This is a genomic window from Flavobacteriales bacterium (assembly GCA_020635795.1).
Classification (GTDB): Bacteria; Bacteroidota; Bacteroidia; order Flavobacteriales_E; family Vicingaceae; genus Vicingus.
On the sequence record JACJZD010000002.1, the window covers coordinates 106638 to 122805 of the forward strand.

The 16168-nt window shown below is 33.8% G+C and carries 12 protein-coding genes; 4 read left to right on the forward strand and 8 right to left on the reverse strand.

Annotated elements, in window-relative coordinates; translation table 11 throughout:
- Position 1: 1 nt before the first annotated feature.
- From H6589_08090 to H6589_08100, 3 genes are all read right to left on the reverse strand, one after another.
- Positions 2-1006 carry a M42 family metallopeptidase gene (locus H6589_08090; protein ID MCB9174554.1) on the reverse strand — a complete coding sequence of 335 codons (1005 nt, stop codon included), beginning with the start codon at positions 1004-1006 and terminating at the stop codon, positions 2-4.
- Positions 1007-1158: 152 nt separating this feature from the next.
- Positions 1159-1452 carry a GIY-YIG nuclease family protein gene (locus H6589_08095; protein ID MCB9174555.1) on the reverse strand — a complete coding sequence of 98 codons (294 nt, stop codon included), beginning with the start codon at positions 1450-1452 and terminating at the stop codon, positions 1159-1161.
- A gap of 122 nt (positions 1453-1574) precedes the next feature.
- The gene (locus tag H6589_08100) at positions 1575-2564 is read right to left on the reverse strand and encodes an aspartate-semialdehyde dehydrogenase (GenBank protein MCB9174556.1); all 990 of its coding nucleotides are present in this window, start codon (positions 2562-2564) and stop codon (positions 1575-1577) included.
- Positions 2565-2768: 204 nt separating this feature from the next.
- On the opposite strand from H6589_08100, the gene H6589_08105 reads away from it, so the two are divergent.
- Together H6589_08105 and H6589_08110 are read left to right on the forward strand one after the other, a co-directional pair.
- Positions 2769-3539 carry a TatD family hydrolase gene (locus H6589_08105; GenBank protein ID MCB9174557.1) on the forward strand — a complete coding sequence of 257 codons (771 nt, stop codon included), beginning with the start codon at positions 2769-2771 and terminating at the stop codon, positions 3537-3539.
- Between the two features lie 15 nt (positions 3540-3554).
- The gene (locus H6589_08110; GenBank protein MCB9174558.1) at positions 3555-4574 is read left to right on the forward strand and encodes an asparaginase; all 1020 of its coding nucleotides are present in this window, start codon (positions 3555-3557) and stop codon (positions 4572-4574) included.
- Position 4575: 1 nt separating this feature from the next.
- Here H6589_08110 and H6589_08115 read toward each other — a convergent pair whose 3' ends face one another.
- The gene (locus tag H6589_08115) at positions 4576-6702 is read right to left on the reverse strand and encodes an RNA-binding transcriptional accessory protein (GenBank protein ID MCB9174559.1); all 2127 of its coding nucleotides are present in this window, start codon (positions 6700-6702) and stop codon (positions 4576-4578) included.
- 212 nt (positions 6703-6914) lie between these two features.
- On the opposite strand from H6589_08115, the gene H6589_08120 reads away from it, so the two are divergent.
- Complete coding sequence (locus H6589_08120; protein ID MCB9174560.1) at positions 6915-9437, forward strand: fibronectin type III domain-containing protein; 2523 nt, start codon at positions 6915-6917, stop codon at positions 9435-9437.
- A gap of 427 nt (positions 9438-9864) precedes the next feature.
- Positions 9865-11496, forward strand: coding sequence for a T9SS type A sorting domain-containing protein (locus H6589_08125; GenBank protein ID MCB9174561.1), 1632 nt, complete (start codon positions 9865-9867; stop codon positions 11494-11496).
- A 14-nt stretch (positions 11497-11510) separates the two neighbouring features.
- Here the strand turns inward: H6589_08125 and H6589_08130 are convergent, their stop codons facing one another.
- The 4 genes from H6589_08130 to H6589_08145 all read right to left on the reverse strand — a co-directional run bounded on the left by H6589_08130 (position 11511) and on the right by H6589_08145 (position 16139).
- On the reverse strand, positions 11511-12857 hold the full coding sequence (locus tag H6589_08130; protein ID MCB9174562.1) for a dihydroorotase: 1347 nt from the start codon (positions 12855-12857) through the stop codon (positions 11511-11513).
- Positions 12858-12866: 9 nt separating this feature from the next.
- The gene (rlmN, locus tag H6589_08135; protein ID MCB9174563.1) at positions 12867-13919 is read right to left on the reverse strand and encodes a 23S rRNA (adenine(2503)-C(2))-methyltransferase RlmN; all 1053 of its coding nucleotides are present in this window, start codon (positions 13917-13919) and stop codon (positions 12867-12869) included.
- 62 nt (positions 13920-13981) lie between these two features.
- Positions 13982-15235, reverse strand: coding sequence for a peptidoglycan DD-metalloendopeptidase family protein (locus H6589_08140; GenBank protein MCB9174564.1), 1254 nt, complete (start codon positions 15233-15235; stop codon positions 13982-13984).
- Between the two features lie 85 nt (positions 15236-15320).
- A complete protein-coding gene (locus H6589_08145) occupies positions 15321-16139 on the reverse strand; it encodes a DUF3108 domain-containing protein (protein MCB9174565.1) in 819 nt (272 codons plus the stop codon).
- Positions 16140-16168: the final 29 nt, after the last annotated feature.

Below are 16168 nucleotides of genomic sequence, written 5' to 3' on the forward strand. Positions count from 1 at the left end.
TTCAATCATTGATATAAGCCAAACACAAATCAATAGTGGCTTCTATACCTTTAACATGTGTTCGTTCTGTACCATGTGATGCTGCAACACCCATACCGATTAATGCTACTCTAAAATCGTTTCCTGCACGTAAAGCAGCAGAACCATCAGAGCCATAAAAAGGGTAAACGTCAACTTTGTACGGTATTTTGTTTTTTTGTGCTAAATCAACCAGTTTTTTTCTAAAATTATAATCGTAAGGACCAGAGCTGTCTTTTGCACAAATGGAGCAACTTACTTCGTTCCCTTGGCAATCATCTCCCAAGACACCCATGTCTATAACCAACAATTCTTCAATGGTTTCAGAGTAACCAACTGTTCCACCGTGCCCAACTTCTTCGTAGTTTGAAAAGAAAATTTCTACTGGCACTTCTTTCTTTTGTTCTTTTAATCGGCGAGCCAATTCAAACAATACATAGCAACCCGCTTTATTGTCTAAGAAACGAGATTTAATGAAACCACTTTTTAACTCTTGGTATTTAACATCAACACAAATAATATCGCCCACTTCAATACCCAGTTTGCTTACATCTTCCTTAGAATAGACTTCTTCGTCTAGGCGAATGTGCATACTTTTTATGGTACGGTCGGTTTTTTCTTTTTCGTTGTTAGCATGTACTGAAGGGTTGTTCAATAAAATAGTACCCGTAAAGGTTTTATTGTTGTGCGTAATAATTTTAACATATTCACCCTCTGCACCTGTTAACGATAAACCTCCTAATAGTGAAAAAGATAATGTTCCGTTTGGTTTTATACCCGAAACGATAGCACCTAAAGTATCAACGTGGGCAGCAATGGCTAGTGTAGGTTTTTTACCTAACGCACATTTAACAGCACCTTTATTGGTGTATTCTGGCTGATATCCGTAACTTTTTAATAAATCGAAAATATATTTAGAAGCATTATCGGTGTAACCCGATGGAGAATCAATTGCAATGAGTTCTTTTAATGTTTTGTATTTGCTCATGGTATTAAATTAAAAAATAAATGTAGTACTTTTCTCTTTGTCATTCAGAGCAAAATTTTACATAAAATTTATTTTATTGTAAAATGTAGCGAAGAATCTCTTTTTCTTTTATAACTAGATTCATCACTTCAATTTGTAGTTCCTAATGACAATTAATCTATCTTATCATTTAAGAAATCCCAATTGGGATTAAATGAATTTATCAATTGCTCTTTTTTATTTCTCGACCACCCTTTTATTCTTTTCTCTTGTTCAATTGCATGATTCACATTTTGAAATCGTTCAAAATAAATCAAATAACAACAGTTGTATTTTGAAGTAAAAGCTAGGCTTTTTACTTTTTCCTGATGTTCAAATAATCGTCTTTTCAAATCATTTGTAACCCCAGTATAAATTACAGTTTTATTGATGTTTGTAAGAACATAAACAAAATAATTATGTTGCATTTAAGGTCTTTTGTCTCTAAAATAAACTAAAAACTTTAAGAATATAGAACAAAACAGATTCATCACTTCAATTTGTAGGGAAAATTAATTTTCCACAAATTATTGTTCTGAATGACAAGAAACTAAACCAGTTTGTTTTTAATTAAATATTCGCCAATTTGTATAGCGTTGGTGGCTGCTCCTTTGCGTAAATTATCTGCAACAATCCATAAATTTAAGGTATTTGGATTTGATTCATCTCTACGAATACGACCAACAAAAACATCGTCTTTATCAGCAGCATAAATAGGCATTGGGTAAGTATTGGTGTCGGGATTATCTTGCAAAGTTACTCCTGGAGTTTCGTGTAAAATTTTACGAACATCCGACAAATCAAAATCGTTTTCGAATTCAATATTTACCGTTTCTGAATGCCCTCCAACAACAGGAACACGAACGGCGGTTGCAGTAATTCTTAAACTGTCGTCACCCATAATTTTTTTAGGTTCGTTTACCAACTTCATTTCTTCTTTGGTATAACCGTTGTCTGTAAACACGTCGCATTGTGGCAAACAGTTTTTATCAATCGGGTAAGGGTAAGCCATTTCGCCTTTTACTCCTGCTTGTTCGTTTTTTAGTTGCTCAACAGCTTTTACGCCAGTACCAGTAATTGATTGGTAAGTAGAAACAATTACTCGTTTTACTTTATATTTTTTGTGTAAAGGATTCAATACCATTACCATTTGTATGGTTGAACAATTTGGGTTGGCAATAATTTTATCAGATGCAGTTAATTCGTGCGCATTAATTTCAGGAACAATTAACTTGTTGTTGGGGTTCATTCTCCAAGCCGAAGAGTTATCTATAACAGTTGTTCCAGCTTCAGCGAATTTTGGAGCCCAATCTAACGATGTTCCGCCACCAGCTGAAAATATAGCGATATCAGCTTTCATGTCAACAGCAGTTTGTAAACCAACAATCTTATACTTCTTACCTTGGTATTCCACTTCTTTTCCTACTGATTTTTCTGATGCAACAGGAATTAATTCTGTTATCGGAAAATTTCTTTCTGCTAAAACTTTTAGCATAACATTGCCTACCATTCCGGTAGCGCCTACAACTGCAACTTTCATTAGTATTGATTTAAGTTTTGAACGACAAAAGTATAATAAAAAATAATGGTCGTTTTAAATTTATCGTCAAAGTTGAAGAGTTTATTCTTTTTTTACATTTAAAGTTAGCTTCATCCCGTGCTTGACACGGGAACTAGTTTTTGGTTGTTTAGCTGGATTCCTTGCTTCGCAGGAATGGAATCTCTTTTTATGTATTTTTGCCACATGATTTTTACTGATACCCATACTCATTTATATAGCGAACAATTTGATGAGGATAGAACAGCAATGATTCAAAAAGCTATTAGTGCTGGAGTAGAGAGGATTTTTTTGCCAAACATTGATAGCTCTTCTATAGTTGGAATGTTGGCTTTACAACAACAATTTCCAACAAATTGTTTTGCCATGATGGGTTTGCATCCAACATCGGTTAAAGAAAATTATTTAGAAGAGCTCCAAATTATTGAACAACACTTAAATCAGCAAAAATTTTGTGCCATTGGCGAAATTGGTATTGATTTGTACTGGGACAAAACTTTTTTACCCCAACAACAAGATGCTTTCCGAACCCAAATTAATTGGGCAAAAGAAAGAAACTTGCCATTCGTTATTCATTGCAGAGATTCGTTTAACGAGATTTTTGAGATTTTAGATGAACTAAACGACGAAAAAATGCGAGGTATTTTTCATTGCTTTACTGGTGATTTATCACAAGCAAATAAAGTGATTGCTTACGGAGGGTTTAAGCTTGGAATAGGAGGGGTAGTTACCTTTAAAAATTCTGGGTTGGAAGAGGTATTCAAACATATTGATATCAAACACTTGGTTTTAGAAACCGACTCTCCCTATTTAGCACCAGTTCCTTATCGTGGAAAACGTAATGAAACGAGCTACATTGTTAATATTGCCGAAAAACTTTCTGACATTTATCAACTACCAATTGAAGATGTGGCAAAAATTACCACTCAAAATTCTATTGAAGTGTTTGGTTTTTAAACTACATTTGTTATTGTGAGTTCAATTTTAATCATATACACTGGCGGAACCATAGGAATGGTGAAGGACGAAAAAACAGGAATGTTAAAGTCGTTCGATTTTGATTCGCTGTTGAAAGAAATTCCTGAAATAAAAAAGTTTGCTCATCAAATCAACATCAAATCGTTTGATGTTCCTATCGATTCTTCGAATATTCAATTGGAGAATTGGGTTCGATTAACCGAAATTATTTACGATAATTATCAAACAAACGATGGTTTTGTTATTTTACATGGTTCAGACACCATGTCGTTTACAGCTTCGGCATTAAGTTTTATGTTAGAAAACTTGAACAAACCAGTAGTGTTAACCGGCTCGCAGTTGCCAATTGGTGTGATGCGAACGGATGCTAAAGAAAACTTATTGACAGCCATAGAAATTGCTACTACACAAATTAACAACAGGCCTGCAGTACCAGAAGTTTCGGTGTATTTTGAGTACAACTTGTATCGAGGAAATCGATCAACTAAAACAAGTGCAGAAGAGTTTAAAGCATTTACATCGCCCAATTATCCTGTTTTAGCTGAAGCTGGCGTAAACCTAAAATTTAACTCCGATAAAATTCAAAACTACTCTAATAAAGAGTTGGTTAAACGAATTAATTTGAACGACAACATTGCTACATTAAAAATGTATCCAGGTATCTCGAAACAATTTATTGAATCGGTAATCAATACAAAAGGATTAAAAGCAATAGTGATGGAAACTTTTGGAGCAGGAAACGCTACTACTCAAATTTGGTTTATCGACTTATTAAGCGAAGCCATAAAGAAAGGCATCATTATTTTAAACATTAGTCAATGCCAAGGAGGCTCGGTTGAGCAAGGCAAATACGAAACCAGCTCATTTTTTAATAAAATTGGTGTTGTTAGCGGAAAAGACATGACTTTTGAAGCCGCTACCACCAAATTAATGTATGTATTGGGATTGAATTTATCGAAGGAAGAAACGATAAAATTGTTACAACAAAATTTAAGAGGGGAGTTGACAGCGTAAATCAATCTTTCAAACTCAATCCAATTCGTTTACGTTCTTTATCTACTTCCAATACTTTAACCATAACGTGTTGATGCAAACTAATCACATCAGATGGATTGGCAACATAATCGTTCGCTAAATTAGAAATGTGTATCAACCCGTTTTCTTTAATCCCGATATCTACAAAAGCTCCAAAATTGGTCACATTATTCACTATTCCAGGAATTTTCATACCAACAATTACATCGTTAATTGATTTTAAATTTTTGTCGAATTCAAAAACTTTAGCAGTTTTTCGAGGATCTCTTCCAGGTTTTAACAACTCATTTTTAATATCAGTTAATGTCAACTCTCCAATCGTTTCGCTAACATAATTGTTCCAATTAATTTGATTGATAAGCTCTTCATTCCCAATAATTTTCTCTACAGTTGTTTTGGCGTCTTTGCAAATTTGTTGTACCAATTTATAACTTTCGGGATGAACAGCACTGTTGTCGAGAGGGTTTTTGGCGTTTGCCAATCGTAAAAAACCAGCAGCTTGTTCAAAAGCTTTTGGACCAAGTTTGGCTACTTTTTTTAATTCTTCTCTACTTGTAAAACCACCGTGTTCTTTTCTATAATTTACGATATTTTCAGCCAATTGAGGTCCAATTCCTGAAATGTAAGTCAATAAATATTTACTGGCTACATTCAAATCTACGCCAACTTTATTTACACAGCTTATTACTACATTGTCTAGTTGTTGTTGTAACAACTTTTGGTCAACATCGTGTTGATATTGTCCTACACCAATACTCTTAGGGTCAATTTTTACCAATTCAGCTAAAGGGTCCATCAATCGACGACCAATTGAAACAGAGCCTCGCACAGTTACGTCGTAATTTGGAAATTCTTCGCGAGCAATGCTAGAAGCAGAATAAATAGAAGCACCAGCTTCATTAACTACAAACACTTTTACCTCTGTAGAAAAAGGCGTGTATTTGATAAAATTTTCAGTCTCGCGACTAGCTGTTCCATTGCCAATTGCTATGGCTTCAATTTTATATTGATTGGCAAGTGTTGCAATTTTATTTTGTGCTTTTTTGGTTTCGTTTTGTGGTGCATGTGGATAAATGGTTTCATTATGCAACAAATCTCCATTTTCGTTTAAACAAACCACTTTACAGCCCGTTCTAAATCCAGGGTCAATAGCTAAAACTCTTTTTCCTCCTAAAGGCGATTGTAGTAAAAGTTGACGTAAATTATCGGCAAAAACATTGATGGCTTCTTCATCCGCTTTTGTTTTCAGTTCGTTTCGTATTTCTGTTTCAATAGAAGTTTTAATAAGTCTTGTGTAAGAGTCTTTAATACAATCTTTCAATTCTTCTTCGAAAGGTGAATTGGGTTTAATTACGTTTTGTTCTATTATCGAAAGAGCCGTTTTTTTGTCGGGTTCAATATTTACTTTTAGTAAACTGTCGTTTTGAGCACGAAATAGTGCCAAAATTCGGTGCGATTTTATTTTTTTGATGGATTCCTCAAAATCAAAATAGTCTTTGTATTTCTCGGCTTCATCCTCTTTTCCTTTTACCAATTTTGACGAGATGAATCCCGAATTCCAAAACAATGCTCTCATTTTTTGACGAATAATTTGTCTTTCAGCAATCCATTGTGAAGCGATGTCTTTAGCCCCAGAAATGGCTGTTTCAACATCAGTAACTTTTGAGTTTACATATTTTTGAGCTATCGAATCAAAATCATAACCAATTTGCGACATTAAGATTTTTGCTAAAGGTTCTAAACCTAAGGCAACGGCTTTGTCAGCTTTGGTTTCTCTACGTGGTTTAAAAGGCAAATAAATATCTTCCAATTCTTGAATTTCGGTACAAGAATCAATTTTCAGTTTGATGTCGGCACTTAACTTTCCTTGTTCGGTAATTGAAGCAATGATAAACTCTTTTCGTTTTTCAAAATCCAACATTTTCTGGTAGTTGATAGCAATAGCCTCAATTTGTACTTCGTCCAAATTATTTGTAGCTTCTTTTCGATACCTTGATATAAATGGAATTGTAGCTCCATTATTGAGTAACTCAAGTGTGTTTTTTACTTGTTTTGAAGTTAAGTTTAACTTTTTTGCAAGATCATTTATTTTAATAATTTCTTCCATTTATGCTATTTATGTTAAAATCTACGCATTTTCACGCAACCAATTTAGGTATAAATACGTATTAGTACCTACTAAAAATTAAGTATTTTCGCTAAAAACCATAGGTTAATCTACGGTATTAAGCTGTTTATCTAAATATTAAAATTTAACAATTAAATAGAATTAAATTTGATTTTGTAACAATTACCATTGTTTAACTTAAAAAAAATCCTATGCGAACAAAATTACTTTCTTTATTTCTAATATTTTCTTTAGGAATTCAAACTGTTGTTATTGCACAAAGTTGTGCTAATTATGCTCCGGTAACTCGTCAAACGGGAATATCATACAATTCAATTGCAGCAAGTAGTCCATCTTATTTTATTTGGAGAAATACATCATCTAATCAAAATGATGATAACAGAAGCTACCAAGTTCCTATTGGGTTTGATTTTTGGTATTTAGGTGTTCGATATTCAAATTTCAGTGTTAGTTTAAATGGTGTAATTGATTTTTCTGCCTCAACCTCACAAGGAAATACGCCTTCGGGATCCTCACCTTATGGTTCTCATTGGAGTAATCAATTTTCAACTGCAAATAGTACAATGCTAGCTTTAGCACCTCTTTACGGAGACTTATGGACAGGAAATGGTGGTACAAATCCTATTGCAACAAGTATCTTTTATAATGTTACAGGAACTGCTCCAAACCGAGTGTTAACTGTAGAGTGGTTAAACTTTGACCATTGGAACTCACCAACAAATACTCCAAATGCTAATTATAATTTTCAAGTAAAACTGTATGAAACTACTGGAGTTATTGAATTTGTTTATGGTGCCATGACAGGCGTTGCAGGAGGAAGTTATCCTTTACGTTATGCTTGTGGAATAAACAACAATTGGACATCAGGTGGTGCAAATGCAACTAGATTGTTAACTCAACAAACAGCAAATACTACAACATTTAGTAGCACTGCAAAAAATAATTTAACAACAGTTCCTACATCAAATTCAAAACTAGCGTTTACACCTCCTACCCCCAATGGAACTCCACCAGCCGCTCTTTCATTTTCAGGAATTTCTTCTTCTGGAATGACTGTAAATTGGGCAAACTGGTGTTCTAACGAAGTAGGATATGTATTATATAATTCGACCGACAATATAAATTTTAATTTTATTACTCAAACTGGTGCAAATACAACTAGCTATGCTTCAACAGGTTTGCTACCCGGAACAACGTATTATTGGAAAGTTTATGCCGTAAGTGATGGTAGGTTAAGTTCTGCTGTTTTAGGCAACCAAGCGACTAATGCTGCTGGCAATAAAATTTCTGTGAGCTCAGGTAATTGGAATCAAGCATCTCGTTGGTCGCCATCTGGTGTTCCGACAGCTGGAGATAATGTTATTATTGCCAATGGGCATACTGTAACCATTAATGCGAATGCAACTTGTAATAATTTAACAGTAGGGCAAGGAACCTCAGGGATTTTACGAATAGGTAATAATAATACAGCAAGAACTGTAACTGTAAATAACGATTTAGCTATAAATAGTGGTGCCCAATTTATTGCAAATACTGGCTCAAACACATCACATAATGTTACGCTAAAAGGAAATATTACCAATAACGGAACTCTCAACTTTGCTTCTGATGGAAATAGTTTTGCTAATACCACATTTAACAAAAATGGTAATCAAACTATTTCTGGAACAGGAGGGATGCTTCGTTTTAATAATATAAATGTAAACATGGGGACTGTAAGTAGTAATACATTGGATATTACGGCTTCAAATTTTACGGTAGCCTCATCTAATTTTCTAACGCTGACCAACGGGACATTTAAACTATCAAGTGCAGCCAATATCACACCTTTTACAGGAGGCGTAACATTGCCATTATCAACAGGTTTATGGGTAAACAATGCTTCGGCTATCATTAATACAACTGGAGGCACACTAACATTGTACGGAGTGATTAGAGTAAATTCTGGAACATTAAACATTGGAAATGCTACAAACAATAATTTAACCTCAATAGGAGGAAAAGTATATTTTAATGGTGGGAATATTAATATAGCTGGAAGGTTAGATAAAGCTGGAACTCCAGTAATTTCGTTTTACAATATGACTGGAGGAACATTAACATTGAACACTGTTGGTTCTACTACTGCTGGAGCAGCTCCATTTAGAATGGATGAAGTTGGTTCAACTTTTAACATGAGTGGTGGAACAATTATCATTAGACGTTCTGGAGCTGGAAATTTGGGATATTTGAATACTGGGTCAACAGGGAGTGTAACAGGAGGTGTTTTACAAATTGGAGATGCCTCTACCCCAGCAGGACAAACCATGCAAATTAATTCTACAAAAGAAATAGGTGGATTGGTTGTGAATAATGGAGCAACAGCCCTTTTAAACACCAATCCATTAATAATTGCAAACGGAGTTACTGTTAATTCAGGAGTTTTAAATGCAAACAATTTAAACATTACATTAGGAGGTAACTGGCTGAATGCAGGAACATTTACCCCAGGAACAGCTACGGTAAATTTTAATGGAGTTAATCAAAGCATTACAAAAACTACTGGTGAAACCTTTAACCATTTAATGCTAAGTGGTTCTGGCACAAAAACATTAGGAGGAGCAATTACTACCAATGGTAATTTAACGATAGGTTCTGGCGTAACACTTGATGTTACCACAAATAATTATGGGGTGAACGTAAAAAGAAACTGGACAAATAATGGTACTTTTTAGCTCAAAATGGAACCGTAACATTTAATGGATCTGCAACTCAAACTATTGGAGGATCAGCAGTTACTAATTTTAGAAACATCACTTTAAGTAATACAGCTGGGGCATCTTTATCTCAAGCACAAAATTTAATTGGAACGTTAACACTTACATCAGGGACTTTTAATACCAACAGTCAAGTATTTACTTTGATTTCAGATATTAGTGGTACTGCAAGAATTGCCACTATTCCTAGGGATCAGATATTATAGGAAACATTACCATGCAGCGTTATATTGGTGCTGGTGCAACCAATTGGAGATTTTTAACTACAGCACAAGCGGTACAACTATCGCCGATTGGAAGATGATTTTATTATGAGTGGATTTACTGGTAGCCAATATCCAAATTACCTAACAGCGCAAACCTATAGTAAGTATTTATTTTTATAATGAATCCAAACCGATTATTCAAGATAGCGGATATGTTGCTGCAACAAATATTACAAATACAATTAGTAGGTCAAGGATTATGGGTATGGAGTGGGGATACCATTACAGGAACACAAGCTTTTACAGTTGATGTAACAGGACCATCTAATAAAGGAAATATTAATTTGCCTGTAACATTTACAAGTAGTGCCGGTGCTGCAAATGATGGTTGGAATATGGTTGGAAATCCTTATCCAAGCACTATAGATTGGAATTCTGCAAATTGGACGAAAACAAGAATAAATAATGCCATTTATATTTGGAATCCTCAAAACCAACAATTTTCGTCATACGTTTCAGGAATTGGAACAAATGGAGGTTCTAGATACATAGCTTCTTCACAAGCCTTTTGGGTGCAATCAAATGCAGCATCACCAGTTTTAACTGTTAGAGAAACTTGTAAATCAGCAGTTGACCAAGCTTTTATAAGAGATGCCATTGCTAATCAACAACTATTAACTTTTGGTGTTCAAAAAGGATCAAAGCATGATGAATCTGTATTACGATTTATTGAAGGATCTACCGATAGTTTTGATGCAGATTTTGATGCATACAAATTAGCAAGCGCCGATGTAGATATGCCTTATATAGCATTAATAAACAACAATGATGAGTTATCTGTAAATAGTTATGAATTAGGAACAAGTCTTACTATGCCAGTAAAAGTGTTGGCATCTTCAAATGGGTTGATTACAATGACGTTTGACAAAAACAATTTAACAGATTTATCGTGTGCAATATTAGAGGATTTACAAACAGGAACTAAAACAAATGTTATAACAAGTAGTTCATATACGTTTTACCACACTAGTGCAACCGACTCAGCAAGATTTTTATTACACATTTGGAATAATAAAACAAAGGAGGTAATTAATCCAACCTGTTTTGAATCAACTGACGCACAAATAATTGCACAAACCTCTGGAAATGGTCCTTGGAATTTTAACCTATCAAATAACAACGGAACAATTTCAACTTTTAATACTACGATAGATAGTAATGCAATAACTAGTTTAGGTGCGGACACCTATTATTTGCAAATTACCGACCAATCGTCTACTTGTGGTGCAACAATGGATACAATTGTTATTACAAACCCACCATTACTTACAACCAGTTATACCGTAACTACTCCTAGTTCAGCTTTAGTTAATGATGGAGAAATAGATTATACTGTTTCTGGAGGTGTTGCACCTTATACTTACTATTGGTCAACTACTGACACTACTGAAGATTTATCGAGCATTAATTCAGGAACATATACAGTAACAGTAACTGATGCAAACGGTTGTAGTTTGAATGAAACCATTGTTCTTGATATTTCTACTGGAGTTGTTTCAGTTCTTAATGATGGAGCCTTTTTAATCTATCCTAATCCAGCAAAAGATTGGATAACAATTGAAAGTAAAAACTTAAACAACACTATTTTCACAATTACTACAATTAATGGGCAATTGTTGATGTCAGAGAAGTTGAGTTCAACTAAATCAACATTCAATATTAGCTCATTAAGTTCAGGAATTTATTTCTATGAGATTAGTAATGAGAATGAATCAACCTTTAAGGGAAAACTGATTATCGTAAATAAATAATAAAGAGAAAGCGATTAATGATTAAAAGTTAATCGTTTTCCTCTATAATTTTCATTGAATTTACCGTTAGTATAAACAACCGAACCGTTGATAATGGTTGTTAAAACCTTGCTTTTAAAAGTAGTTCCTTCAAAAGGAGACCAACCACATTTGTATAAAAGATTGTCTTTGTTAACAGTCCAAGGATTATTTAAATCAACTACAACAAAATCAGCAAAATAACCTTCTCGGATAAAACCACGGTTTTCAATTTTAAAACAATCAGCAACAGCGTGGCTCATTTTTTCAACCATTTTTTCTAAACTAATTTTTCCATTGTGGTAGTGTTCTAACATTGCAACTAAGGCATGTTGAACCAACGGACCACCCGATGGAGCAGAAAAATAGGTATTGTTTTTTTCTTCTAACGTATGAGGAGCATGGTCGGTAGCTATTACATCAATAGTTCCATCAATAACAGCTTGTAAAATAGCATCTCTGTCGGTAGCTTTTTTAACTGCAGGGTTCCATTTAATAAAGTTGCCTTTGGTTTTATAATCTTCATCACTGAACCACATGTGATGCACACAAGCTTCAGCTGTTATTCGTTTTTCTTTTAAAGGTGTTTTGTTTTCTAACAACCCAAGCTCTTTGGCTGTAGAGAGGTGAAATAAATGAAAGCGAGTATTGTGTTTTTTAGCTAATTGAATGGCAAGTGAAGATGACTTGTAACAAGCTTCTTCATTACGTATTTCTGGATGACAAGTAACAGGAACGTCTTCTCCGTATTTTTCTTTGTAAATAGCCATGTTTTTTTTGATGGTATCTTCATCTTCACAATGCGCAGCTATTAGCAATTTACATTTTGAGAACAATTCTTCTAATGTTTCAGGATTGTCGACCAACATATTGCCTGTTGATGAACCCATAAACACTTTTACTCCACAAACCGTTTTCGGGTCAGTTTTTAAAACCTCATCAATATTATCGTTCGATGCACCCATGTAAAAGGAGTAATTTGCATAAGATGTTTTCTCGGCAATATTATATTTATCTTGTAGTAATTCTTGAGTAAGTGTATTTGGAAAGGTGTTTGGCATTTCCATAAAAGAAGTAATTCCACCAGCAACAGCTGCCCTTGATTCTGTTTGTATGGTTGCTTTATGAGTTAATCCCGGTTCACGGAAATGCACTTGATCATCAATTACGCCTGGTAATAAATACTTTCCATTAATATCAATGACTTGATTCATTTTTTCAAATGCAGTGATATTAGAATCTTCATTAAAAATTTTAGCAATCAATTCTTTTTCAATCAAAACATGACCTTTAAAAATTTTGCCTTCGTTAACAATAGTGGCATTTTTAATTAAGATACCCATAAGTATAATTTAGTTTATTGCTTTGTTTTTATTTGCTAACTGACCGCAAGCTGCATCAATATCTTTTCCTCTACTTCGTCTAACGTTGACTACCAACTTGCATTTCTCTTCTAAATATTTGGCAAAATCATCCGTTTTTTTGCTGTCAGCCTTCTGAAATTCTGCATCATCAATAGGGTTGTATTCAATAATGTTGATTTTACAAGGTACTTGTTTGCAAAATTTAGCTAATTGTTGAGCATCTTCAATACCATCGTTAAAATCTTTAAAGATAATGTATTCAAAGGTTATTCTAGAGCCTGTTTTTTCATGAAAATATTGAATAGCCTCACCCAAAACTTCCAAATTATTTTGGTCGTTTATGGGCATAATTTGACTTCTTTTTTCATCGGTAGCTGCGTGTAAAGAAAGAGCAAGGTTGAATTTCACTTGGTCATCACCTAATTTTTTAATCATTTTAGCAATACCTGCTGTAGATATAGTTATTCTTTTTGGCGACATCCCTAATCCTTCATCTGCACAAATTAAGTCAACAGATTGAAGTACGTTTTTGTAGTTCAACAACGGTTCACCCATACCCATATAAACAATATTGGTTAAAGGTGTTTGATACTTTTCTTCTGCTTGTTTTTTAATTAAAGCAACTTGATCAAAAATTTCGTCGGCATCAATGTTCCTTAAACGCTCCAGTTTACCAGTTGCACAAAATTTACAGGTTAAACTACATCCCACTTGCGATGAAATACAGGCTGTCATTCTTGTTTTTGTTGGAATTAAAACACCTTCGGTAATTTTACCATCATGTAACCGAAAAGCATTTTTTATGGTTTTATCGGAGCTTATTTGAGACTCGGCAATGGTTACATGGTTTAAGGTAAAATGGCTTTTTAATAGCTCTCGAATGGATAGAGATAAACTTGTCATTTCATCGAAGTTAGTAGCTGTTTTTTTCCACAACCATTCGTAAACTTGATTTGCTCTAAAAGGTTTTTCATGGTGCTGTATGAAAAAGTCTTTGATTTCCTCTTTGCTTAAACTTTTTATGTTTTTAAGTGCCGACATTCGTCTGCAAAGGTAGTTAAAGAACTCCGATTTAGTTGTTCACCAGTTAAATAAACCAGAACTTATTTTTTCTTTTTAACGGTTATTGCATCAAGTTTTTTGATGTTTTCTTTCATCACCAAGTTGAAGCTATCTTTATAGTTTGGCTTAATAGGGTCAGATGTTGGAAATTCTTCAGCTAAATGATTGGTTTGTTTTCCATTTTTCCAGAAACGGTAACATACGTGAGGTCCAGTAGCTAAACCTGTACTGCCTACATAGCCAATTACATCTCCTTGCTTAACACTTTGTCCTTTATTAACCCCTCTTTTACTCATGTGTAAATATTGAGTGGTATAGGTACTGTTGTGCTTTATTTTTACATAATTACCATTAAAAACGCCATAAGCAGATTCGATAACAGTTCCGTTTCCAGTTGCTAAAATTGGAGTGCCTTTTGGAGCTGCGTAATCAGTTCCTAAATGTGCTTTGTTAATTTTTTGAACAGGATGAAAACGTTTCATGGTAAATCCAGATGTTAAACGCCCAAATTTAAGGGGCGATTTTAAAAACGCTTTACGTAAGCTTTTGGCTTTTTCATCGAAATAATCAGGAATGCCATCTTGATTAAATAAATGAGCATAAAAATCTTTACCACCATGATTAAATTGAGCTGAAATAATTCGACCTATGCCAATTGATTTTCCTTCAACCGATTTTTCTTCATACACCACTTTAAACCAATCGTTTTTTTGAATACGATAAAAATCAATTGCCCAAGCATAAACATTTGATAATTCTATGGCTAGAACTGGCGAAATGTTTGCATCTTGTAAAGTTTTGTACAAAGAGGATGTAATGACTCCAGAGGCTGTTTTTATCTCTTTTTTTATCTCTTTTTTTTTCTTGTAAACTTGAATAGAATCTCTTAAATCAAAAACAACATATTCAATGGCATTAGGTTCGTAAATAAAACACTGCGCCTTTCCGAGCGAATCTTTTGAGCAAAAAACGGTATATTTTTTTCCTGCAATTAAGTTTCTTTCAATATCAAAAATTGGTTTTGATTGATTAACCAATTGGTAGATTTGTTCTTGCGGAATTTTATATTTCAGCAATAAGTTTGAGATAATTTCATTGGTTTCAATTTTACTTTTATGAACAGTGAAAGTATCTGTCCTCATGCCGTATTCAAAGGTTTCTTTAGGCAAAGTGTCTTTTGCTTCTTTAGCAACTTCTTTTGGTTTAAAGAAAATGTTGGTTTGATTAATAATTATTATACCTAGAAGTACAGCTATAATTAAAGAGATGAAGATGAATTTTTTATTTTTAAACATGCCACAAATTTGGATGCATAAAAATAAGGCGTTGAATTGCTTCAACGCCCAATAAAATATAATGTTTTAAACAAATTAATGTGAACTAATCTACTTTAGATATTGGTCCAACCAAGCCTTTGTAACTGGTTAACTCCATTTTTACAGAACCCACCAAAACTTTGCCTTCAGCTAATAATGGAATTTTATTGATGTCGTCTGAAATCCAAACACTCACATCGGTTTCGTTTTTGAATAATCGACCAGTTTGTATAACTGGGTGAAATTTTAACGCTCTGTATTTTTTACCTTCAACTTTAACAGTTTCTTTTCCTGCAAATTTTATTTTTAGAGGCCAAATTTCATCATCCACAAACGACCATATCGTAAATATTTCTCCTTCTTTTGCTTTGCTAAAATCAATAGTTCTTGCATAATAGAATGATGATAGCATATCTTGAATTCCTTCCGGAGCTTTAAATTCTACGCCTTTTTCATTAATAACCTTATTTTGTTTTTGAATAAACTTATAGTCTTGTTTTATTTTATAACCACCTTCATTCACGTCTCTTTTAAATACCCAAGGGAAAGCTCCTTCTGCATCAAAAACGGTTTCATATCTATCTCGTACTTTAAAAAACCAGTCAAAAGCACCTTTCGATTGTCCTGTTCCAACAATATGAAACACTTCTCTTCCTTCTACTTTTTTATCTAACTTGTTTACTTCTAACTTGGCTGTTCCAGCGTTAATTACACCGTAATGCAAACGATACTCTAAAACTTCGCCAGGCTTAAATGCGTTAACTTCAACATTTCTTAAGGTGTTAGTTTCTGTAATTTGTGCGGTTGCTTCTTGCTCCATTGAACTAAAAGCAGAGAAGATTACCGTTAAAATTAGACCTGTTATTAAAATTTTTGTTTTCATTGTAATTTGATTTGACATAGATATTTCAA

Bases quoted from the DNA above. Each gene is read 5' to 3' on its own strand.
- H6589_08090 (MCB9174554.1), bottom strand. From the start codon at position 1,006: ATGAGCAAATACAAAACATTAAAAGAACTCATTGCAATTGATTCTCCA.
- H6589_08095 (MCB9174555.1), bottom strand. From the start codon at position 1,452: ATGCAACATAATTATTTTGTTTATGTTCTTACAAACATCAATAAAACT.
- H6589_08100 (MCB9174556.1), bottom strand. From the start codon at position 2,564: ATGAAAGTTGCAGTTGTAGGCGCTACCGGAATGGTAGGCAATGTTATG.
- H6589_08105 (MCB9174557.1), top strand. From the start codon at position 2,769: ATGATTTTTACTGATACCCATACTCATTTATATAGCGAACAATTTGAT.
- H6589_08115 (MCB9174559.1), bottom strand. From the start codon at position 6,702: ATGGAAGAAATTATTAAAATAAATGATCTTGCAAAAAAGTTAAACTTA.
- H6589_08120 (MCB9174560.1), top strand. From the start codon at position 6,915: ATGCGAACAAAATTACTTTCTTTATTTCTAATATTTTCTTTAGGAATT.
- H6589_08125 (MCB9174561.1), top strand. From the start codon at position 9,865: ATGAATCCAAACCGATTATTCAAGATAGCGGATATGTTGCTGCAACAA.
- H6589_08130 (MCB9174562.1), bottom strand. From the start codon at position 12,857: ATGGGTATCTTAATTAAAAATGCCACTATTGTTAACGAAGGCAAAATT.
- rlmN (MCB9174563.1), bottom strand. From the start codon at position 13,919: ATGTCGGCACTTAAAAACATAAAAAGTTTAAGCAAAGAGGAAATCAAA.
- H6589_08140 (MCB9174564.1), bottom strand. From the start codon at position 15,235: ATGTTTAAAAATAAAAAATTCATCTTCATCTCTTTAATTATAGCTGTA.
- H6589_08145 (MCB9174565.1), bottom strand. From the start codon at position 16,139: ATGAAAACAAAAATTTTAATAACAGGTCTAATTTTAACGGTAATCTTC.